Here is a 21,154-nt window from a genome sequence, read left to right as displayed (position 1 = left end):
ACGCCGCTCAGCGCTCGACGTATGCCAGCGACCGCAGGCCGCGCTCGAGGTGCCAGGCGAGGTAGGCGGCGACCAGCCCCGACGCCTCCTTGCGGTGGCGCGGGTCGGCGGCGTGCACGACCGCCCAGTCGCCGGCGAGCAGCGCGCCGAGCAGCACGACGGTCTCGGGTGCGGGGGTCGCCGAGCCCGCGACCCGGCACATCGAGCACATCACGCCGCCGGCCGAGGGGTTGAAGAACCGGTGCGGGCCCTCGGTCCCGCAGGCCACGCAGTGGTCGAAGGACGGGGCGTAGCCGGCGACGGCGAGCGACCGGAGGAGGTAGGAGTCGAGGACCTGGCCGGCGCCGTGCTCGCCAGCCGCCATCGCGCGCAGCCCCCCGACGAGGAGCAGGAAGTGCTGCACCGCGGGCTGCTTCTCCTCGGTCACCAGGCGCTCGGCGGTCTCGAGCATCGCCGTGCCGGCGGTGTAGCGCTCGTAGTCGAGGCCGAGCCGCGAGTGGAACGGGTCGAGCGTCTCGGCCTGGGTGATCACGTCGAGGCTGCGGCCCTCGGCCAGCTGGAGGTCGACATGGGTGAACGGCTCGAGCCGCGAGCCCCAGCGCGACGTCGTACGCCGCACGCCCTTCGCGACCGCCCGGACGAGCCCGTGGTGGCGCGTCAGGAGGGTGATGATGCGGTCTGCCTCGCCCAGCTTGTGGGTGCGGAGCACGACCGCCTCGTCGCGGTAGAGGGGCACCGCACCATTCTGCCGCGTCTAGGTGGCGATGCGGCGCGACGTGCCGGGGTCGTTCCACACGGACACGGCGAAGTCGACCGCGGCCTTCGTGAGCCGCTCGGGGCGCATCCGCCACTCGAGGATGCTGCTGGCGGCCTGAATCGTCGCGTGGGGGAGCTCGCTGGAGAGCATCTCGGAGTCCACGAACGGGTGCACCGGGTCGATGCTGTGGCCGACGATGAGCGTGGGCGCCGTGATCTTCTTGCGCTGCGCCGACGACGGCGCGATGCGCCCGAAGATCACGCCGTGCAGCACCGCAGCCACCGGGCCGGGGTGCTGGTCGAGCGTGTCGAGGACGATGCCGATCCAGAACGGCATCAGCCTGCGGGGCACCGGCTTGGTCAGCCAGCGCAGCGCCGTGACCGAGATCGGCACGAAGCGGGCCAGGAACATGATCGGCACGAACGCGACGATCCCCGCCTCGACCGCGTTGTCGAGCACCGGCATCTCGATGAGCAGCCCGCGCACCCGCTGCGGCGCGGTGACAGCCACCTCGAGGGCGACATTGGCGCCGAGCGAGGTGCCGCCGATCACGGCCTGCTCGGCGCCGAGGTGGTCGAGCAGTGCAACGACCTGCTCGCCGAAGGCGGTCATCGAGTAGACCCGCGGGTCGGCGGGCTTGTCCGAGGCGCCGTGCCCGAGCAGGTCCACCGTGACCACGTGCAGGCCCGCCGACGCCAGCGCACGCGCGAGCGGCAGGTGCATCCGGCGCGGCATCAGGAGGCCGTGGACCAGCACGACCCAGCGGTCGCCGCTGCCGTGCTCGGTGTACTCGATCCGGTCGCGTCCTCCCTCGTGCTGGAGGAAGAGCTGGCCGACGCTTTCGGAGACGAGCATGGAGCCGAATCTAGGTTGCCTTCCCCCGGATGACCGGCAACCCTCACGGCATGGCGACGATCACGTGGGTGGGCCCCGACGACTGGGAGGCGTTCCGCGACGTGCGCCTGCGCGCCCTCGCGGACTCCCCCGACGCCTTCGCCGTGACCCTCGCCGAGGCGGAGTCGCAGCCGGAGTCGCTCTGGCGAGAGCGGCTGTCGACCGGCGACCCCCGGCTGCTGGCCCTCGACGACGACGGGAGGCCAGTGGCGATGGGCTGCCTCCGGGTCCCACCCGAGAGGTCGGACCAGGCCTACGTGTGGGGCATGTGGACCGACCCGTCACACCGCGGCCGGGGCCACGCCCGGGCCCTCCTGGAGACCCTGCTCGCCTGGGCGCGCGAGCGCGACCTCGACGTCACGCTCCAGGTGACGGAGGGCAACGCCACCGCGCGCGAGCTCTACGTCTCGTTCGGCTTCGAGCCCACCGGGGAGACCGAGCCGTTGCGGCCCGGCGCCCCGCTGAGCGTCGAGACGATGGTGCTCAGGCGCGGTTGACGGCGCTGACGACCGCCTTGAGCGACGCGGTGAGGATGTTGGCGTCCAGCCCGACGCCCCAGCGGACCTCCCCGCCGACAGCACACTCGACGTACGCCGCGGCCACGGCGTCGCCGCCGGCGCTGAGCGCGTGCTCGTGGAAGTCGAGGACCCGGACGTCCCAGCGCTCATCGCCGTTGCCCTGGGGCAGCTCGTTGATCGCGTTGACGAACGCCGCGATCGGGCCGTTGCCGGTGCCGTGCAGCTCGTGCGCCTCGCCCTCGACGTAGACGTTGACGGTGAGCGCGTCCTTCTCGCCCGCGGCGCTGGAGGTGTGCACCGAGTTGAGGCGCAGCGGCGCCTCGCGCTCGAGGTATTCCGCCGAGAAGACCTCCCAGATCTCCTCCGGCGTGACCTCGCCGCCCTCGCTGTCCGTGCGCTCCTGGATCACCCGGCTGAACTCGATCTGCGCGCGCCGCGGCAGGTCGAGGTTGTGCTCGGCCTTGAGGATGTAGGCGACCCCGCCCTTGCCGGACTGGCTGTTGACACGGATCACCGCCTCGTAGCTGCGCCCGACGTCCTTGGGGTCGATCGGCAGGTACGGCGCCTCCCACGGGATGTCGCGCACGCTGATGCCCTGCTCGGCCGCCCGGCGGTCGAGGTCCTCCAGGCCCTTCTTGATGGCGTCCTGGTGGGACCCGGAGAAGGCGGTGTAGACGAGGTCGCCCGCGTAGGGGTGGCGCGGGTGGACCGGCAGGCCCGTGCACCACTCGACCGTGCGGCGGATCTCGTCGATGTCGCTGAAGTCGATCTGCGGGTCGATGCCCTGGGAGAAGAGGTTCATGCCCAGCGTGACCAGGCAGACGTTGCCGGTGCGCTCCCCGTGGCCGAACAGGCAGCCCTCGACGCGGTCGGCTCCGGCCATCAGCGCCAGCTCGGTCGCCGCGACGGCGGTGCCGCGGTCGTTGTGCGGGTGCAGGCTGATCGCGCTGTGCTCGCGGCGGGTCAGGCCGCGGCCGAAGTACTCGATCTGGTCGGCGTAGGTGTTGGGCGTCGACATCTCGACGGTGGCCGGCAGGTTGAGGATGATCTCGCGGCCCTCCTCCGGCTGCCATACGTCGGAGACGGCCTCGCAGACCGACAGTGCGAAGTCGGTGTCGGACTGGGTGAAGATCTCCGGGCTGTACTGGTAGCCGAAGTCCTCGGTGCCGACGATCGGCGCGAGCAGCTCCTCGGCGTACTTCATCACCATCTCGGTGCCGCGGACCGCGATCGAGCGGCACTCCTCGGGCGAGACGTTGAAGACGACCCGCTGGAAGAGCGGCGCGGTGGCGTTGTAGAGGTGCACGGTGGCGCGGTGGGCGCCCACCAGCGACTGCACGGTGCGCTCGATGAGGTCCTCGCGGGCCTGGGTCAGCACGGAGATCTGGACGTCGTCGGGGATGCGGTCCTGCTCGATGAGGTGGCGCACGAAGTCGAAGTCGGTCTGGCTGGCGCTCGGGAAGCCGACCTCGATCTCCTTGTAGCCCATCTTCACCAGCAGGTCGAACATCTTGACCTTGCGGGCCGGGGTCATCGGGTCGATCAGCGCCTGGTTGCCGTCGCGCAGGTCGGTGGAGAGCCAGCGCGGGGCCCTGGTGACCTTCTTCGTGGGCCAGGTGCGGTCGGGCACGTCCACCGGCTGGAAGGGCGTGTAGCGCTGGAACGGCATCCCGGAGGGGCGCTGCTGGTTGGCGGTGTTGCTGATGTTCGTCATGGGGTCCTCGGCTGGGGGCTGTGGTGGGCGCCGGTGCGCAGCAGTGCTCTCCGCAGCGAGGAGGCCGGCTTGTTAGGCCTCGCTGCGGCAGCCAAGGAGGAGGGCACGCATCATCATGACGTCGGCCACGATAACGCACGCGACCGCATGGCGTCCCGCGAGGACGCCATGCGGCCGCGATGTGGACTGCCTACTGCTTCGAACGGCCCTTGGGCCTCGTCGTCGTGGTGGTGGCACCGAGCCCGGCATTCGTGGTGATGAAGCGGTGGATGTCGGTGTTGTTCACCTCGCCGTAGACCCCCGGGAAGCCGGGCGTGGCGCAGCCGAGGCCGTAGCTCACGATGCCGATCTGCACGCGGCGGCCGTCGGCGAGCGTGCCGAAGAGCGGACCGCCGGAGTCGCCCTGGCAGGAGTCACCGCCGAGCTCCTCGGCGCAGACCTCGGAGTCGGCCTGGAAGCCCATCAGGACCTCGTTGCCGGTGCAGCTTTCGTCCGCCACAGCCCGGACGTCGACCGCCTTGAGCTGGGCAGGGATGAGCGGCGAGCCGAAGAACTCGGTGCCCCAGCCGGCCACGGTGAGCGGCGCGCCCTGCTGCTCGAGCGTGTCCTCACCGGGGGCGGCGAGCGCGATCGCAGGTGCGGTGGTGACGTCCTCGGTGACGTGGATCAGCGCCGCGTCGAAGGTGCCCGTGTCCTCGTACTTCGGGTGGACCAGGATCTGGTCGACCGCGAGGGTCTGGCCCTCCGCGAGGTCCTCGTCGAGGTTGTCGCGGCCGACCGCGACCTGGATGTCGCGCGGGTGTGTGTCGACCATGCAGTGCGCGGCCGTGAGGATCCAGCGCTGGTTGATGACCGAGCCGCCACAGAAGTGGCCGGACGTGCCGTCCTCCCCCTTGCTCTGGATCGAGGCCATGAAGCCGAACCGGCCGTCGGTGACCTGGTAGCCGCCGACGATCGCGTCGGCGGGCACGGCGGTCACGAGGGAGGTGGCGGCGAGGCCGGATGCGGCGAGGGAGGTGGCGGCGAGGGCCGCGGCGATGCGGGAGCGCATGGGGATCCTTTCGGGACGTCGAGGCGGGCGACCCCCGGTGGCCGCCCGATCGGCACACGGGCGCAACGACCCCGCCCGGCGGAGGTCACGTGCCCGCAGGGTGTTGGATGGAGGGGTGTCCACGTTGCTCGTCGTGCACCACTCGCCCACCCGGTCGATGCAGGCGCTCACCGAGGCGGCGCTCGCCGGGGCCCGCGACGACGCGATCGAGGGCGTCGACGTCGTCGTGCGGCCGGCCCTGGAGGCGACCGCCGAGGACGTGCTGGCGGCAGACGGCTACCTGCTCGGCACGCCGGCCAACTTCGGCTACATGAGCGGCGCGCTCAAGCACTTCTTCGACTCGACGTTCCTCCAGGTGGGCGGCGCGCTCGACGAGTCGGGCGGGGCCGCGGGGTCGGCGGGCGCGACCGCGAAGCGGCCCTTCGGCCTCTACGTGCACGGGCGCTACGACACGGAGGGAGCGGTCCGGTCGGTGCTCTCGATCGTGCAGGCGCTGGGCTGGCGCCAGGCGTACGACGTGCTCGAGGCTCTCGGTGACGTGGACGACGGGACATGTGCCGCCGCGACCGAGCTCGGCGGTACCATCGCCGCGCTGCTCAGCGACTGAGCGCGACGTAGTCCACGACCGCGATGGTCCCGTGACGCCCGAGGGGGCCTGATGGCCGGTGCTCGCCTTCTGGCGACGGCGCTCGGTGCCCTGCTCGTCGCCCCGGCGTGCGGGGAGCAGCCGGAGGCGGAGTCCGTCGAGGTGCCCACGCTCGGTGCCTGCCGCGTGCTCGAGCCGGCGGACGTCAAGGAGCCGACCAACTCCCACGAGTCGGTGCCGTGCACCGAGCCGCACACGGCCGAGACGTATGCCGTCGGTGAGCTGCCGGACGACCTCGCCGACGCGGCGTACGACTCGAAGGAGGTCGGTGCGTTCGCCTACCGGACCTGCGCGGACGCCTTCATGAAGTTCCTCGGCGCCGACGAGAGCGTGGCGATGCGCACGCTGCTGTCCTGGGCGTGGTTCCGGCCGACCGAGGAGGCGTGGGAGGACGGCGCTCGCTGGTATCGCTGCGACGTCGTCGGCGGCGACGAGTCCAGCGAGGAGCTTCGCGAGCTGCCCGAGACGGCGAAGGGGCTGATGCTGCCCCAGCCTCCCGACGAGTGGATGCAGTGCGTGAAGGGCGAGTCCGTGCCCGGCGCGCCGCGCATCCCGTGCACCGAGCCGCACGACTGGCGCGCGGTCACGACGATCAAGGTCGGGCAGCCCGGCGACCCCTACCCCGGCGACCGGCTCGTCGAGGTCACCACGCGCGACTACTGCGGCGACTCGGTGAGCGCGTGGCTGGGCTACCCGCCGTCCTACAAGTACGCCTTCACCTGGTTCCACGAGGCTGAGTGGGAAGCGGGCAACCGGCGGTCGATCTGCTGGGCGTGGACGAAGGGGTGATGCGGGTGCGGCGCTCGCTCCCTCCAGCCCTGCTGGCCGCGCTGCTCGTGGCCCTCCCGGCCGTCGCCGGGTGCACCGGCGAGGATCCCGCGCCGCCCGCCTCGAACACGACCTCCCCGACCTCGCCGCCCGCTCCTGCCGAGCCGGCTCCACGGCCCCGAGCCGGCACCTGCCACGCGATGTCCCGTGCGCAGGCGCTCTCCCCCGTGGCGGGCGGCCGGCAGGTGCCGTGCGCGCGCCGGCACACCGCTCAGACCTTCCGGGTCGGCACGCTCGACCTGGTCGACGACGGCGACCCGCTCGCCGTCGACTCCCCGGCCGCCCAGCGGCAGCCGCGCCGGGCCTGCACAGCCGCGCTCCCGGCGTACGTCGGGGCCTCGGCGCGTGAGCTCCGGCTCTCGATGGTGCGGACGATCTGGTTCACGCCGACGGTCGAGGAGGCCGCAGCCGGGGCCGACTGGTACCGCTGCGACGTCGTCGCCCTGGGCGTGGGCGAGCGGCTGGCCCCGCTGCCGCGGTCCGCGAGGGGGATGCTGTCCCGCTCCCCGAGGCCGTACGCCGTCTGCGGCACCGCCGAGCCGGGCACCGACCGCTTCGCCCGGGTGCCGTGCAGTGCGCGGCACTCCTGGGTCGCCGTCTCGACCGTCGACCTGCGCGGTGCGGGCTACCCCACCGGGGCCGCCGTCTCGGAGCAGATGTCCGAGGCCTGCCGCGGCGCCGCCCGCGACCGCGCCGATGATCCGCTCGACTTCAGCTGGGCCGAGGAGCGCCCGACCCGCCAGCAGTGGGAGTCCGGGCAGCGCTGGGGCACCTGCTGGGCGCCGGCAGGCTGATCCCCTAGAACCCCAGCTTGCGCAGCTGGCGCGGGTCGCGCTGCCAGTCCTTGGCGATCTTGACGTGCAGGTCGAGGTAGACCGGGGTGCCGAGCAGCGCCTCGATCTGCTTCCGCGCCGCCGTGCCGACGGAGCGCAGCCGGGCACCCTTGTGGCCGATCACGATGCCCTTCTGGGACGACCGCTCGACGTAGAGGTTGGCGTGGATGTCGAGCAGCGGCCTGTCGGCCGGGCGTCCCTCGCGCAGCCCCATCTCCTCGACCACCACGGCGATCGAGTGCGGCAGCTCGTCGCGCACGCCCTCGAGCGCGGCCTCGCGGATCAGCTCCGCGGCCAGCACCTGCTCGGGGGCGTCGGTGAGGTCACCGTCGGGGTAGAGCTGCGGTCCCTCGGGCATCATCTGCACGAGCAGGTCCTCGAGCAGCGACACCTGCTCCCCCGACACCGCGGAGACGGGCACGATCTCGGCCCACTCGGTGTCGGTCTCGCGGCCGAGCTCGGCGATGTCAAGGAGGTGCCGCCCGATCTGCTCGGGCGTGGCCAGATCGGTCTTGGTGGCGACGGCGATCTTCGTCGTACGCCGCACCTTGGCCAGCTCGTTGACGATGAACCGGTCGCCCGGGCCGACCTTCTCGTTCGCCGGGAAGCACACGGCGACGACGTCGACCTCCGCCCACGTCGTCTTGACGAGGTCGTTGAGCCGCTCGCCGAGCAGGGTGCGCGGCCGGTGGAGGCCCGGGGTGTCGACCAGGATGAGCTGGGCGTCGGGGCGGTGCACGATGCCGCGTACGACGGTGCGCGTCGTCTGCGGCTTCGGCGACGTGATGACCACCTTGGTGCCGACAAGCGCGTTGGTGAGCGTGGACTTGCCGGCGTTGGGGCGGCCCACGAAGGAGGCAAAGCCGGAGCGATAGCCCTCGACCCCGCCGGTCATCGGGCCGGCCGGCGCCACTCCCGAGAGGTCGAAGTCGCTGTCGACGTCGTCGTCGTCGAGCTCGTCGTCGAGGTCTTCGTGGTCCTCGAAGTCGTCGTGGTCGTCATCGACCATCGTGTGCCTCCCTGGCGGCGTCGTAGTCGGCCCAGATCTGCTCGTCGGTCAAGCCCCTGGCCTTGCCGGCCCGGTAGATGGGGCCCGGGTCGACCGCTCGCGGCTGTCGCTGCGCACCGGCCCGCCAGTAGCCCATCACGTCGTAGCGGTCGCTGGGCAATCGGCGGTCGCGCATCAGGTGCTTGCGGATCGCCCGCATCTGCGCCGACTCGCCGGCCATCCAGAAGTAGCCGTCGCCGTCGGGCCAGTCGATGCCCTCCACGACGGCCGCCAGGTCGCTCTGGCCCTCGGCCGGCGGAGCCAGCCAGGTGACGGCGGGGCCGTCCGGCAGGTAGGTCGCGAGGTCGTCGGGCACCTCGGCCCAGATCCGCACGGGCAGGTCGAGGACCGACTCCGCGATCCGGGCCATCGCGGGCATCGCGGTGAGGTCGCCCACCAGCAGCAGCCACCGGGAGTCCTGGGGCATCGCGAAGGAGGCCTTCGGGTCGGTGACCGTCACCGGCTCGCCGGTGCAGTCGCGAGAGGCCCACTCGGTCACCAGGCCCACCTCGTGCACCACGACGTCGACCGTGAGCTCGCCGTCGGCGACCGATCGCACCGTGTAGTAGCGGCTCTGGAACTGGCCGGGGACGATGAGGCCGACCCACTCGTCCGGCACTCCGGTCGAGGTGAAGCCGTCGACGCCGAGCACCAGCCGGACCAGGTGGGGCGAGAGCTGCTCACGACGCAGGACGGTCGCGGAGTGCTGTGCTGCGCGGGTGCTCACCGGCCAAGGCTACCGGCCGGCGCGCGCGTGCAGATGCGCCGACTCGGCGCCCTGCTCGTGTGCAGATGCGCCGACTCGGCGCCCTGCCCGTGTGCAGATGCGCCCACTCGTCAGAAGGTGGGGCGCAGCGGGAAGCCGTCCTCGCCGTCGTCGTCGGTGCGCACCGCGAGCACCTGGTGCAGCTGGATCTCGTTGCGCTCGAACGCGAGCCGGGAGCCGGCGAGGTAGAGGCCCCATGCCCGCGCCGTACCCTCGCCGGCCTCGGCGACGCACTCGTCCCAGTGGGCGACCAGGTTGGCGCACCACGCGGCGAGCGTGCGGGCGTAGTGCCGGCGGAAGTTCTCCTCGTGCATCACCTCGAGGCCGGCGTCCTGCGCCTCGGTGATGATCCGGCCCGATCCCGTCAGCTCGCCGTCGGGGAAGATGTAGCGGTCGAGGAACGCGCCGATCGACTGCGGCCGGTTGTGCGGCCGGGTGATGCAGTGGTTGAGCAGGCGGCCCTGCGGGCGCAGGCGGTCGCGGAGGAAGGCGAAGTAGGCCGGGTAGTTGCGCACGCCGATGTGCTCGGTCAGTCCGATCGAGCTGATCGCGTCGAAGCCGCCCTCGACGATCTGCCGGTAGTCGGCGTGCCGCACCTCGACGAGGTCGCCGAGGCCCTCGCGCTCGATCGCGGCCCGCGCCCAGCTCGCCTGCTGCTTCGACAGGGTCACGCCCAGCGCCTCGACGCCGTACTCCCGCGCCGCATGGCGCACCATGCCGCCCCAGCCGCAGCCCACGTCGAGGAGCCGCATCCCCGGCTGCAGCCCGAGCTTGCGGCAGATGAGGTCGTGCTTCTCGGCCTGGGCCTCCTCGAGGCTGGCGTCGGCCTCCGGGTAGACGGCACACGTGTAGGCCATCGACGGACCGAGGACGAGCTCGTAGAAGCGGTTGGAGACGTCGTAGTGGTGATGGATCGCCTCGGCGTCGCGGGCCATCGAGTGGCGCCAGCCCTCCAGCACCCGGCGCCAGCGCGGCGGGTGCTCCTCCGGCGGCACCGGCGGCGGGATGAGCACGTCGGGCCCGAGTCCGCGCACCGCCTCCGCGACCTCGGGCAGCGACGGCACCCGGAACTCCAGCCGGCTCATCAGCAGCCGGAGCGCGTCGTAGGGGTCGCCCGGGTGTACGCCGTGCAGCACCAGGTCGCCTGTCACGTAGGCCCGGGCGAAGCCGAGGTCACCGGGCGCGGTGAGCAGGTAGGAGAGCCCGCGCCTGTTGCGTAGCTCGAGACCGACGGGGCAGTCCGGCGGCCCGGCCGTGCTGCCGTCGTACGCCGTGAAGCGCACGGGCATGCCCTCGCGCAGCAGGGAGGAGAGCGTCCCTGCCAGCGTGGTGTCGGGCCGGGTGCCTGGCCCCATGTGGGTCGTCATCGTCGTGTCACTGCCTTCTCGTAGAGGGTGGGCAGGCGCCCGTCGGGGTCGTGCTGGGCCTTGACCTTGGCCAGGTGGTCTCCGCCGTAGAGCCGCTCGAACGTCTCGGGGTCGTAGAAGGCCTCTGAGTAGAGGGACTTGTGGCCGCCGAGCTCGAGCACGCGCTGCTCGATCGCCCGGTTGCGTGGGGAGTCGGCGGCCTCGGGGCCGACGTGCACGGTGCCCCAGAAGCCGACGTTGACGTAGACCCGGCCGGGCTCCAGCGGATAGGTCGGCCACGGCCGCGTCGCCACCACTGGGCAGAGCCACACCGGACGCATGCCCACCTCGCGATCGAACCAGTCCAGGAACTCCCCCAGCCGCTCGACTGGGACCTCGACGTCCTGCACGACCCGCTCCCGCTGCGGTCGGCCGGCCCGGCGGTCGAGCCGATCCGCGATGTGCAGCCGGTGGTCGAGGCCGAGCAGCCGGTGGTAGACGTCCGAGCGGCGCCAGCGGCGCGGCCACAGGCGGCGTACGACGGGGTGCTGGGCGCCGAACGCCGCCGAGCACCAGAACCAGTCGGTGTCCCAGCGCCAGAGGTAGTCGTGGACGGTGAGCAGGTCGGTGTCGCGGTCGTGGACCGAGCGGTAGTAGACCTGCTGGCCGGTGTAGTCGCTGGTGGGTGCCGCTGGTCGAGTGGCCGCCGGGGAACGAGGCGGCGTATCGAGACCACCGTCCGTCCAGCGCGCGAACGTCAGCCGGATGTCGCCCGGCGCGAAGACGACGCCGTCCATCGCGTCGACCCGCTCACCCGCCCAGGCGCGGGTGGCGACGACCTCGCGGACGGCCGACTCCAGGGCGGCGTGGTCGGCGAAGGCGACGTGGCGCAGCGCGACGTACGGCTGGACCTCCTCCAGCGCGATCAGCAGCCGCGTCGCGTAGCCGAGGCAGCCGTAGGAGTTGGGGAAGGCGTCGAAGAGGTCGTCGCCGGGGTAGGTCGTCAGGACGTCGCCGGCGCCGGTGAACACGTCCATCTCGAGGACCGACTCGTGCGGCAGGCCGTGGCGAAAGCTGGTCGACTCGATCCCGAGGCCGCTGACGGCGCCGCCGAGGGTGATGGTGCGCAGCTGCGGGACCACGAGCGGCATCAGGCCGTGCGGGAGCGTCGCGTCGACGAGGTGCTCGTAGGTGCACATCCCCTGCACCTCGGCGATCCGCTTCACCGGGTCGACGTGGAGGACTCCCGTCAGGCCGGTGACGTCCAGGCCGGGCGCGCGCGAGGCGGAACGGGGCCGGAACAGGTTGGACGTGCGCTTGGCCAGCCGGACCGGCTGGTCCCGGGGCACGCGTGCGTAGGACTCGCGCAGCCGCGCGATGCCCTCTGAGTGTGCTGCGAGGGTGACGCCCACGCGTCCACCGTAGCGCCACCGGCGCCCGGGTCAGCGCAGGTTGCCGCGCGGATCGCCGAGGTGCACGACGACCCCGTCGCCGCCGAACTCCACGAGCGCCGCCTCGTCGTCGGGCGAGAGGCTGTCGGCCTCGGTGAGCAGCACCGCCGCCTCGAGGCCGTCCGACCCCGACGCGTAGGCCATCGCGACGCACACCTGCAGGGCCGAGAGGCGCAGCGAGTCGAGCTCCACCGAGGCGGCGGCGTAGGTCCGGCCGTCGAGGTCGCGGACGGCGGCGCCCTCGGCCGCGCCCACCCGGGCGCGCGTCGCCCGTGCCAGGGTCACCAGCTTGCGGTCCTCGGCGGACAGCACGGCGGCTGACTCCTCACTCATCCTGGGTCTCCTGTTCCTCGTCCTCGGTCTCGTCCTCCGGCGACGCAACGGTCACCAGGACCGTGTCGATCTTGTTGCGCCGGCCGGTGGCCCGCTCGGCCTCGAAGCGCAGCCCGTGCGCCACCACCACCGAGCCGGGGATCGGCACCCGGCCGAGGTGCTTGGCCATCAGGCCGCCGACGGAGTCGACCTCGTCGTCCTGCACGTCGACGCCGACGATCTCGTCGAGGTCGTCGATCGGGAAGCGCGACGACACCCGGGTCGCCCCGTCCTCGAGGTGCTCGACGTCGACCTCCTCCTCGTCGTACTCGTCCGTGATCTCGCCGACGATCTCCTCGAGCACGTCCTCGATGGTGACCAGGCCGGCGGTGCCGCCGTATTCGTCGACGACCACCGCGATGTGCTGGCGTCGCGCCTGCAGCTCGGAGAGGAGGGCGTCGACCGGCTTGGAGTCGGGCACGAAGTGGACCGGCCGCATCACCTCGTCGACGCGCTGGGTGAGCTCGACATCGGGCGCCTCGAAGTCGCGGCGCACGACGTCCTTGAGGTAGGCCATGCCGGCGACGTGGTCGAGGTTGTCGTCGATGACCGGGATGCGGGAGTAGCCGCTGCGCAGGAACAGCGACATGGTCTGGCGGAGGTTCTTGTGGCGCTCGATGTAGACGACGTCGTTGCGCGGCACCATCACCTCGCGGGCGATCGTGTCGCCGAGCTCGAAGACCGAGTGGATCATCCTCCGCTCGCCGGACTCGATCACGGCAGAGGCCTCGGCGAGGTCGACGAGCTCCCGCAGCTCGATCTCGGTGGAGAACGGTCCCTCACGGAAGCCGCGGCCGGGGGTGATGGCGTTGCCGAGGAGGATCAGCAGCTGCGGGATGGGGCCGAGCACCGAGGTGACGAAGGCCAGCGGAGGTGCCGAGAAGAGGGCGACCGACGCGGCGTGCTGGCGGCCCAGCGTGCGCGGGGCGACGCCGACGGCGACGAAGGAGACGAGCAGCATGGCCCCGACGGCGGTGAGGTACGCCGGCCAGAAGCGCCCGTCGTAGAGGTCATGCACCCACAGGGCGACCAGGACGGTCGCGGCGATCTCGCAGAGCAGCCTGAGCAGCAGCGCGGTGTTGAGGTAGCGCGGCCGGTCGTCGAGCAGCTGGACCAGGCGACGGGCGCCCGCGCGGCCCTCGGCGAGCAGCTCCTCAGCCCGGGCGCGAGAGAAGCCGCCCAGTGCGGCGTCGGCGGCCGAGACGAGTCCGGCGAGGGTGACGAGGGCGGCTGCTGCGAGGAGCAGCCAGGCATCACCGGCCACCGGCGTCGGCACCCTCGTCCGTCAGCAGGTGGGCCCGCCAGTCCTCGAGAAGGCGGGCCTGGAGCCCGAACATCTCCTGGTGCTCCTCCGGCTCGGCGTGGTCGTAGCCGAGCAGGTGGAGGATGCCGTGGACGGTGAGCAGGTCGATCTCGGCCTCGCGGCCGTGGCCGGCCTCGGTGCCCTGCCGCTCGGCGACGGCCGGGCAGAGGACCAGGTCACCGAGGACGCCCTCCTCGGGCTCCTCGTTGACCAGCCCCGGGCGCAGCTCGTCCATCGGGAACGCGAGCACGTCGGTCGGGCCCTCCTTCTCCATCCAGTGCTCGTTGAGCTCGGCGATGGTGGCCTCGTCGACCGCCTTGATGCACAGCTCCGCGAGCGGGTGGACCCGCATCGCGTCCATCACGAAGCGGGCCAGGCGGGAGAGCCGGCGCACGTCGAGGTCCTGCTCGGACTCGTTGAGGACCTCGATGCTCACGGGCGCTTCCCCTGGGGCCGGGTCGGGCCGGCCACGAGGTCGTTGCGGGCGTCGTAGTCGTCGTAGGCCGCGACGATGCGGCCGACCAGCTTGTGCCTGACCACGTCGTGCGAGGTGAGCCGGTTGAAGACCACGTCCTCCACTCCGGTGAGGATGTCCTCCACCACCTTGAGGCCCGACTTGGTGCCGCTGGGCAGGTCGACCTGGGTGACGTCGCCGGTGACCACGATCTTGGAGCCGAAGCCGAGGCGGGTCAGGAACATCTTCATCTGCTCGGGCGTGGTGTTCTGCGCCTCGTCGAGGATGATGAAGGAGTCGTTGAGCGACCGGCCGCGCAGGAACGCCAGCGGCGCCACCTCGATCGTGCCCGCGGTCATCAGCTTGGGGATCGTCTCGGGGTCGATCATGTCGTGCAGCGCGTCGTAGAGCGGCCGCAGGTAGGGGTCGATCTTCTCGGTCAGCGTGCCGGGGAGAAAGCCGAGCCGCTCCCCCGCCTCGACGGCAGGCCGGCTCAGGATGATCCGGTTGACCTCCTTGGCCTGCAGGGCCTGCACGGCCTTGGCGACGGCGAGGTAGGTCTTGCCGGTGCCCGCCGGCCCGATGCCGAAGGTGATCGTGTGCTTGTCGATGGAGTCGACGTAGCGCTTCTGGTTGAGCGTCTTGGGACGGATCGTGCGGCCGCGGTTGGAGAGGATGTTGAGGCTCAGCACGTCGGCCGGGCGCTCCTTGGTCTCCGTGCGGAGCATCGAGATGATCCGCTCGACGGTCTCGCCGGTGACGCCCTGCCCGGTGCGGACCATCGCGACGACCTCGTCGAGCAGTCGCTCGGCCAGGGCCATCTCGGCGGGGTCGCCGGTGAATGTGATCCGGTTGCCGCGCACGTGGATGTCCGCATCGAAGGCCCGCTCGAGGATGCGCAGGTGCTCGTCCCCGGGCCCGAGGACGCTCACCATGTCGATGCTGTTGGGTACGACGACCGTGTGGCGCGGCAATGGGGAGTCAGTCATGTCGCGACCATGCTACGGGGCCGGGCGGGCAGCCAGCCACCGACATGTACGCCGCGGCCCACCGCGGCCACGCGTCGTACACGTGGCCCGGTCAACCCGGAGGCCAGGTCAGCGGCCTGCCACCCAGCACGTGGAGGTGGGCGTGCCAGACGGTCTGGCCCGCTCCCGACCCGGTGTTGAAGACGAGTCGGTAGCCCTCCTCGATGCCCTCCTTCTCCGCGATGTGGGCGGCGACGGTCAGCAGCTCGGCGGCAGTGGCCGGCTCGTGGCGGGCGAGCTCGCCGGCGTTCTCGTAGTGGCTCGTCGGCACGACCAGGACGTGGGTCGGCGCCTGGCGGTTGACGTCGCGGAAGGCGACCGCGGTCTCGGTGGCGTGCACGATCTCCGCGGGGATGTCGCCGGCCACGATCTTGCAGAACAGGCAGTCGTCGGAGCGCTCCGGAGTGGTCATGCCTCCACCCTAGGGTCCCCTGTGCCGGTTGAGGAGGGGTGCTCGGCCGGCCCCGGCGTGTAAACCCCGGGCCCGCTGACGCGTCCCACTACCGTGAAACTCATGACCTCCCCCCTCTCGTCCCCGTCCGGCCGCGCCTTCCTCCGCCGGCGCACCGGCGCCCTCGCGGCAGTCGCGCTCCTCAGCCTCGCGGCGCTCACCGCGTGCGGCGAGGACGACCCGGCCGCCGACCCGTCGCCCGCGGCCGGCACGAGCGCGACCGAGGCGCCGACGGACGAGCAGAGCCCCACCGAGACCTCCGAGCCGACCGAGTCCCCCAGCGAGCCCGCAAGCGAGCCGGCGGCCGAGGGCACCGTGGTCCCGGTCTACTGGGTCGGCGACACCCCCCAGGGGCCGAGGCTCTTCCGCGAGTTCCGCAAGGTCGACGGCGACCCGCTCACCGAGGCGGCCCGGCTGGTCGCCGGCGGCACGCCCACCGACCCCGACTACCGCACCCTCTGGCCGGCCGTCGAGCTGTCGGCGCAGGCGACGGACGGCGTGCTGCTCGTCCAGATCCCCAGCGACGCCTTCACCGAGCGACCAGACGGGATGAGCGAGCGCGACGCACGGCTCGCGCTGCAGCAGCTGGTCTACACGCTGCAGGGCGTGCAGCAGGCCCGCGTCCCGGTCCTGGTCAAGCGCGGCGGCAGCGACTTCCGGCTCTTCGGGCTGCCCACCGACAGGGAGTTCAGCCAGGCCAAGCCGCTCGACGTGCTCGGCCTCGTCAGCGTCACCTCGCCCGAGCAGGGCGCGACCGTGACCGGCGACGTCCTGAAGGCGGGCGGCGTGGCCAGCTCCTTCGAGGCCACCGTCCCGTGGGAGGTCCGGCAGGGCGACACGGTCGTCCTGGAGGGCTTCTCCACCGCCGAGGGCTGGATGGACAAGCTCTACCCGTGGGAGGCCGAGATCGACATCTCCTCCCTCGCCCCCGGCGACTACACGTTCGCCGCCATGACCGACGACCCGTCGGGCGGCGCGGAGGGAGCAGGCCCGACCGAGGACACCAAGGACTTCACCGTCCGGTAAACCCTCTGCGCGCCGGGGGCGTCGCACTAGCGTGATGACCCATGCGACCCCCGAGCTGGCGGCTCCGGTGAGCGCCGCGCCTCGGTGGAGCGCCGACCGCGCGCTGGAGGAGCTGTACGCCGCGCACTGGCGGCAGCTGGTCCGCCTGGCCGTGCTCCTCGTGCGCGACGTCGGCACGGCCGAGGAGGTCGTCCAGGACGCCTTCGTCGCGATGCACGCGAGGTGGGCCCGGTTGCGCGACCCGGACAAGGCGCTGGCCTACCTGCGGCAGGCCGTCGTCAACCGCTCCCGGTCGGTGCTGCGTCACCGGGGCGTCGTCGACCGCCACGCCCCGGCCGTCGAGTCCATGACCCGGCAGGCCCTGACGGCTTCCGGGGCAGACCGGGGCGCCCTCGACGCTGCCCGGCGCGACGCCGTATTGGCTGCCCTCTCCCAGCTGCCGACCCGGCAGCGGGAGGTGCTGGTGCTGCGGCACTACCTCGAGCTCTCGGAGGCCGAGATCGCCGAGGCCCTCGGCATCGCCCGCGGCTCGGTCAAGGCCCATGCCTCGCGCGGCTCCGCTGCCCTCCGCGAGCTCCTGCGCGACACCTGGAAGGAGGAGTCATGACCCACCTGGACCCCCAGCGCGACGACCTGCGCGACCTGCTGGCGGACGCCGTCTCCGACGTCGAGCCCCGCCATGCCCTGGACGACATCCGGGCGCGGACGAACCCCGAGCGCCGCCGGTGGCCCTACGCCGCCGGTGGGGCCGTGCTCGGCATCGCGGCGACGGTCGCGACCTTCGCCCTGGTCGACGGCGACCGGGTCCGGGATGCGCGCGAGCCCGACCCGGCCGGCTCCCCCACCGCGTCGGCCAGCTCCGAGCCGACGCCGTCGGAATCGGCCACGGAGCAGCCGACCAGGGCGCTGCCCGTCTACTACATCGGCGAGACGCCGCGAGGGCCCCGCCTCTTCCGTGAGTTCCGGCCTGTCCCCCGGGAGAGTGACGGCCTGTACGAGGCTGTCCAGGCGCTCCAGCAGGCTCCGCTCGACCCGGACTACCGCACCGCCTGGCCGGCGGGCTCGATCAGCCAGTGGTCCTACGTCAGCGACCCTGGGGACGGGCTCATCCAGGTGACCATCGCGGACGCCTCGTACGCCGAGCGCCCCCAGGGCATGTCGGCCGACGAGGCGAGCCTGGCGGTGGAGCAGGTGGTCTACACCCTCCAGGCGAACGTCAGCGCGCGCGCCCCCGTGCAGTTCCGCCTCGGCGACAATCCCGTCAACCAGGTCTACGGCGTCCCCACCAGCGAGCCGATCACCGAGGGCCCGCCGCTCGAGGTGCTGGCGCTGGCGTCGATCAGCGACCCGAGCGAGGGGCTCCTGGTGGACAACGACCGGCCGCTGAGGGTGCGCGGCGTCGGCAACTCCTACGAGGGCACGATGGTGTGGCGGATCACCCGGGCCGACACCGACGAGGAGGTGGACATGGGCAGCTTCCTGGCCGGCTGGGGCGAGCAGCGGCTCTTCCCCTTCGAGGGTGAGATCGACGTGTCGGACCTGGAGCCGGGCGACTACGTCCTGAGCGTCGCGACCGCCGACGCCTCCGGCGGCACGGAGGGCTACGGGCCCGACGTCGACGACCGCACGTTCACCGTCGTGGAGTGACCGAGCCCCAGCGCGGCGTGCGGGCCATCATGGCGCTCACCGCGGCCACGCCGGCGGTGGAGGTCCGGAGGACCTCGGCGCCCAGCCGCACGGGCTGCGCTCCCGCCTCGGTGAAGGCGGCCAGCTCGTCCGGCGCGATCCCGCCCTCGGGCCCGACCACCACGACGACCTCGCCGGCATCCGGCAGGTTGAGCGACGCGAGCGGCGTGGTCGCCTCCTCGTGGAGTACGACGGTCAGGTCGGCCCTGCCGGCCAGCTCGCACACCTCGCGCGTGGTCGCCAGCGGCGTCACCATCGGGTGCCAGGCCCGCCGCGCCTGCTTGGCGGCCTCGCGGGCGGTGGCCGCCCACCTGGCGTGCGACTTCGCGGCGCGCTCGCCGCGCCAGACGGCGACCGAGCGCGACGCCGCCCACGGGACGATCGTGTCGACGCCCACCTCGGTCAGCACCTCGACGGCCAGCTCGCCGCGCTCCCCCTTGGGCAGCGCCTGCACGACGGTGAAGGTCGGTGACGGTCGCGGAGCCACGGACACCGACGACACGGTCACCGTGAAGACCCGCTTGCCGGTCGACGCGACCTCGCCGGTGGCGGAGCGCCCGGCGCCGTCGGTCAGCACGACCTGCTCGCCCTCGCGGAGCCGGCGTACGGCGACGGCGTGGTGGGCCTCGTCGCCCGTCACCTCGACCACCGACCCCGCCACGACGCCGTCCAGCGACGGGACGAGGTGCACCGGGAGCGACATGGGGTCAGTGGGCGTTGAACGCGTCGCGGAGCCGGCTGAAGACCGACTTCTGGGAGGCGCGCGCCTGGCCCTGCGGCGCCTCCTCGCCGCGGAGCTCGGCGAGCTCCCGGAGCAGCGCCTCCTGACGGGCGTCGAGCCGCGTCGGGGTGTCGACGATGACGTGCACGACGAGGTCGCCGCGGCCACCCCGCAGCCCCGGCACGCCGAAGCCCCGGATCACCTGCTCGCTGCCCGACTGGGTGCCCGGCTTGACCTCGATCTCGATCTCCCGGGTCACGTCGCTGTCGACCGCGTCGGCCAGGTCGGCCTCGAGCAGCGGCAGCGACACGCTCGTGCCGAGCGCGGCGGCCGTCATCGGCAGCGTGATCGTGCTGTGCAGGTCGTTGCCGTGCCGAGTGAAGATCGGGTGCGGCTCGACGTGGATCTCGACGTAGAGGTCACCGGGCGGCCCGCCGCCGGGCCCGACCTCGCCCTGCTCGCTGAGCTGGACTCGGGTGCCGTTGTCGACGCCGGCCGGGATCTTGACCTGCAGCGTGCGGCGCGAGCGGACCCGCCCGTCGCCGGAGCACTCGCGGCACGGGTCGGGGATGAGCTGGCCGTAGCCACGGCAGGCCGCACACGGGCGCAGCGTGCGGATCTCGCCCAGGAAGGACCGCTGCACCTGCGCCACCTCGCCGGCGCCGCGGCAGGTCTCACAGGTGATCGGCCGGGTGCCGGGAGCGGCTCCACTGCCGTGGCAGGTGGTGCAGAGCACGGCGGTGTCGACCTTGAGCTCGCGAGTGACGCCGAACGCCGCCTCGGCGAGCTCGATGTCGAGGCGGATCAGGGCGTCCTGGCCGCGGCGTACGCGCTGGCGCGGACCCCGGCCGTGCGCCGCCGCTCCTCCCCCGCCGCCGAAGAACGCGTCCATGATGTCGGTGAACGAGAAGCCGGCGCCCTGGCCGAAGGCACCCTGGCCGAAGGGGTCACCACCGCGGTCGTAGGCCGCCCGCTTCTGCGGGTCCGAGAGGACCTCGTAGGCCCGGGAGACCTCCTTGAACTTCTCCTGGGTCGCCGGGTCCGGGTTGACGTCGGGGTGGAGCTGGCGGGCCAGCCGACGGTAGGCCTTCTTGATCGTGTCGGCATCGGCGTCTCGGGAGACGCCGAGGAGCTCGTAGGGGTCCTGGCTCACGTGGGTCCTTCGGGTTGTCAGGATTCGTCGAGGATCCGGGAGACGTAGCGCGCGACGGCGCGCACGGCTGCCATGGATCCGGGGTAGTCCATGCGGGTGGGGCCGACCACGCCGAGCGCGGCGACGGCCTCGTGGGAGGGGCCGTAGCCGGTCGCGACGACACTGGTGGAGGCGAGCTCGGAGTAGGGGCCCTCGTGGCCGATGCGCACCGTGACCCCGCCACCGGTGGTGGCCTCCCCCAGCAGCCTGAGCAGCACGACGTGCTCCTCGAGTGCCTCCAGGAGCGGCCGGACGGCGGAGTCGAAGCTGTCGCCGTAGCGGGCGAGGTTGGCGGCGCCGCCCACGGCGACCCGCTCGTCGCTGCGGTGGTCCGACATCGCCTCGGTCACGACGGCGACGACCTCGTCGGTGAGGCCGGCCACCTCGTGCGGTACGTCGTCGCGCAGGGTCGACAGGGCGGTGGCCGCGTCGGCGATGCGGACCCCCGAGGCGGCCTGGTTGATCCGCACGCGCAGCGCGGCGAGCTCGTCCTCGCCCGCCTCGTGACCGAGCTCGACCAGGCGCTGCTCGACCCGTCCGGTGCTCAGGATCAGGATCACCATCAGCCGGGTCGGCGTGATCGGGACGAGCTCGATGTGGCGGACGGTGCTGCGCGAGAGCGTGGGGTATTGCACGATCGCGACCTGGTGGGTCAGCTGGCTGAGCAGCCGCACCGACCGCTGGACGACGTCGTCGAGGTCGACGGCACCGTCGAGCAGCGTCGCGATCGCCCGGCGCTCGGCCGCGCTCATCGGCTTGAGCGTGGAGAGCTTGTCGACGAACAGCCGGTAGCCCTTGTCGGTGGGCACCCGGCCGGCGCTCGTATGGGGCTGGTGGATGTAGCCCTCGTCCTCCAGCGCGGCCATGTCGTTGCGCACCGTGGCCGGCGAGACGCCCAGCTGGTGGCGCTCGACCAGCGCCTTGGAGCCCACGGGCTCCTCGGTCGCGACATAGTCCTCCACGATGGCGCGCAGCACGGCGAGCCTGCGGGACTGTCCGCCCATCATCGGGTCGTCGACCGGCACCTGCCCACCTCCTCGTCTGCTCGCACGGCTGCCCCGGGAGCGCT

23 protein-coding genes are annotated in these 21,154 nt (G+C 72.4%); 7 read left to right on the top strand and 16 right to left on the bottom strand.

Annotated features, from left to right (window positions below):
* Positions 1-7 precede the first annotated feature (7 nt).
* Positions 8-736 carry a DNA repair protein RecO gene (gene recO / locus DDE18_RS09280; RefSeq protein ID WP_116571941.1) on the bottom strand — a complete coding sequence of 243 codons (729 nt, stop codon included), beginning with the start codon at positions 734-736 and terminating at the stop codon, positions 8-10.
* Positions 737-754: 18 nt separating this feature from the next.
* Positions 755-1,612, bottom strand: coding sequence for an alpha/beta fold hydrolase (locus tag DDE18_RS09275; RefSeq protein WP_116571940.1), 858 nt, complete (start codon positions 1,610-1,612; stop codon positions 755-757).
* A gap of 50 nt (positions 1,613-1,662) precedes the next feature.
* Between DDE18_RS09275 and DDE18_RS09270 the strand changes: the two genes are divergently transcribed.
* Positions 1,663-2,148, top strand: a complete 486-nt coding sequence (locus DDE18_RS09270) for a GNAT family N-acetyltransferase (RefSeq protein ID WP_165821097.1) — start codon at positions 1,663-1,665, stop codon at positions 2,146-2,148.
* Here the strand turns inward: DDE18_RS09270 and leuA are convergent.
* Both leuA and DDE18_RS09260 read right to left on the bottom strand, forming a co-directional pair.
* Entirely contained in the window at positions 2,135-3,883 is a 1,749-nt protein-coding gene (gene leuA / locus DDE18_RS09265; protein WP_116571938.1) for a 2-isopropylmalate synthase, read from the bottom strand. The genes DDE18_RS09270 and leuA overlap by 14 nt on opposite strands.
* Before the next feature lie 190 nt (positions 3,884-4,073).
* On the bottom strand, positions 4,074-4,934 hold the full coding sequence (locus DDE18_RS09260) for a serine protease (RefSeq protein WP_116571937.1): 861 nt from the start codon (positions 4,932-4,934) through the stop codon (positions 4,074-4,076).
* 115 nt (positions 4,935-5,049) lie between these two features.
* Between DDE18_RS09260 and DDE18_RS09255 the strand changes: the two genes are divergently transcribed.
* The 3 genes from DDE18_RS09255 to DDE18_RS09245 are packed head-to-tail and all read left to right on the top strand — an operon-like array spanning position 5,050 to position 7,202.
* Entirely contained in the window at positions 5,050-5,541 is a 492-nt protein-coding gene (locus tag DDE18_RS09255) for a flavodoxin family protein (RefSeq protein WP_116571936.1), read from the top strand.
* Between the two features lie 51 nt (positions 5,542-5,592).
* On the top strand, positions 5,593-6,369 hold the full coding sequence (locus DDE18_RS09250) for a septum formation family protein (protein WP_116571935.1): 777 nt from the start codon (positions 5,593-5,595) through the stop codon (positions 6,367-6,369).
* Positions 6,354-7,202, top strand: coding sequence for a septum formation family protein (locus tag DDE18_RS09245; protein ID WP_133241195.1), 849 nt, complete (start codon positions 6,354-6,356; stop codon positions 7,200-7,202). The genes DDE18_RS09250 and DDE18_RS09245 overlap by 16 nt, the downstream gene beginning before the upstream one ends.
* Positions 7,203-7,206: 4 nt before the next feature.
* Here DDE18_RS09245 and era read toward each other — a convergent pair whose 3' ends face one another.
* The 9 genes from era to DDE18_RS09200 form a co-directional block, all read right to left on the bottom strand.
* Positions 7,207-8,250 (bottom strand): GTPase Era, encoded by a 1,044-nt coding sequence (era, locus tag DDE18_RS09240; protein WP_425437552.1) that lies wholly within the window; start codon positions 8,248-8,250, stop codon positions 7,207-7,209.
* Complete coding sequence (locus tag DDE18_RS09235) at positions 8,240-9,016, bottom strand: siderophore-interacting protein (RefSeq protein WP_116571933.1); 777 nt, start codon at positions 9,014-9,016, stop codon at positions 8,240-8,242. Before DDE18_RS09235 ends, era begins: the two co-directional genes overlap by 11 nt.
* 110 nt (positions 9,017-9,126) lie before the next feature.
* Positions 9,127-10,422 (bottom strand): class I SAM-dependent methyltransferase, encoded by a 1,296-nt coding sequence (locus DDE18_RS09230; RefSeq protein WP_116571932.1) that lies wholly within the window; start codon positions 10,420-10,422, stop codon positions 9,127-9,129.
* Entirely contained in the window at positions 10,419-11,813 is a 1,395-nt protein-coding gene (locus tag DDE18_RS09225; RefSeq protein ID WP_211754478.1) for an FAD-binding oxidoreductase, read from the bottom strand. Before DDE18_RS09225 ends, DDE18_RS09230 begins: the two co-directional genes overlap by 4 nt.
* Before the next feature lie 30 nt (positions 11,814-11,843).
* Positions 11,844-12,185, bottom strand: a complete 342-nt coding sequence (locus DDE18_RS09220) for a cytidine/deoxycytidylate deaminase family protein (protein ID WP_116571931.1) — start codon at positions 12,183-12,185, stop codon at positions 11,844-11,846.
* Positions 12,178-13,500, bottom strand: coding sequence for a hemolysin family protein (locus tag DDE18_RS09215; RefSeq protein ID WP_245916540.1), 1,323 nt, complete (start codon positions 13,498-13,500; stop codon positions 12,178-12,180). Before DDE18_RS09215 ends, DDE18_RS09220 begins: the two co-directional genes overlap by 8 nt.
* Positions 13,478-13,963, bottom strand: coding sequence for an rRNA maturation RNase YbeY (gene ybeY, locus DDE18_RS09210; protein ID WP_116571930.1), 486 nt, complete (start codon positions 13,961-13,963; stop codon positions 13,478-13,480). Before ybeY ends, DDE18_RS09215 begins: the two co-directional genes overlap by 23 nt.
* Complete coding sequence (locus DDE18_RS09205) at positions 13,960-14,970, bottom strand: PhoH family protein (protein ID WP_116571929.1); 1,011 nt, start codon at positions 14,968-14,970, stop codon at positions 13,960-13,962. Before DDE18_RS09205 ends, ybeY begins: the two co-directional genes overlap by 4 nt.
* 91 nt (positions 14,971-15,061) lie before the next feature.
* Entirely contained in the window at positions 15,062-15,421 is a 360-nt protein-coding gene (locus tag DDE18_RS09200) for a histidine triad nucleotide-binding protein (RefSeq protein ID WP_116571928.1), read from the bottom strand.
* Between the two features lie 102 nt (positions 15,422-15,523).
* On the opposite strand from DDE18_RS09200, the gene DDE18_RS09195 reads away from it, so the two are divergent.
* The 3 genes from DDE18_RS09195 to DDE18_RS09185 are packed head-to-tail and all read left to right on the top strand — an operon-like array spanning position 15,524 to position 18,133.
* Positions 15,524-16,486 (top strand): Gmad2 immunoglobulin-like domain-containing protein, encoded by a 963-nt coding sequence (locus DDE18_RS09195; RefSeq protein ID WP_116571927.1) that lies wholly within the window; start codon positions 15,524-15,526, stop codon positions 16,484-16,486.
* A gap of 34 nt (positions 16,487-16,520) precedes the next feature.
* Positions 16,521-17,093: a SigE family RNA polymerase sigma factor gene (locus tag DDE18_RS09190; RefSeq protein ID WP_116571926.1), complete on the top strand. Its 573-nt coding sequence runs from the start codon at positions 16,521-16,523 to the stop codon at positions 17,091-17,093.
* Positions 17,090-18,133, top strand: a complete 1,044-nt coding sequence (locus DDE18_RS09185) for a Gmad2 immunoglobulin-like domain-containing protein (RefSeq protein ID WP_116571925.1) — start codon at positions 17,090-17,092, stop codon at positions 18,131-18,133. Before DDE18_RS09190 ends, DDE18_RS09185 begins: the two co-directional genes overlap by 4 nt.
* Here the strand turns inward: DDE18_RS09185 and DDE18_RS09180 are convergent.
* The 3 genes from DDE18_RS09180 to hrcA are packed head-to-tail and all read right to left on the bottom strand — an operon-like array spanning position 18,117 to position 21,089.
* Positions 18,117-18,875, bottom strand: coding sequence for a 16S rRNA (uracil(1498)-N(3))-methyltransferase (locus DDE18_RS09180; protein ID WP_116571924.1), 759 nt, complete (start codon positions 18,873-18,875; stop codon positions 18,117-18,119). The two genes, DDE18_RS09185 and DDE18_RS09180, sit on opposite strands and share 17 nt — an antisense overlap.
* A gap of 4 nt (positions 18,876-18,879) precedes the next feature.
* On the bottom strand, positions 18,880-20,046 hold the full coding sequence (gene dnaJ / locus DDE18_RS09175) for a molecular chaperone DnaJ (RefSeq protein ID WP_116571923.1): 1,167 nt from the start codon (positions 20,044-20,046) through the stop codon (positions 18,880-18,882).
* A gap of 17 nt (positions 20,047-20,063) precedes the next feature.
* Positions 20,064-21,089, bottom strand: a complete 1,026-nt coding sequence (hrcA, locus tag DDE18_RS09170) for a heat-inducible transcriptional repressor HrcA (protein WP_116572019.1) — start codon at positions 21,087-21,089, stop codon at positions 20,064-20,066.
* Positions 21,090-21,154: the final 65 nt, after the last annotated feature.

Source organism: Nocardioides gansuensis, assembly GCF_003076135.1.
Taxonomy (GTDB): domain Bacteria; phylum Actinomycetota; class Actinomycetes; order Propionibacteriales; family Nocardioidaceae; genus Nocardioides; species Nocardioides gansuensis.
Note: the sequence above shows the minus strand (reverse complement) of the source record. Positions and strands in the feature narration are given on the sequence as shown.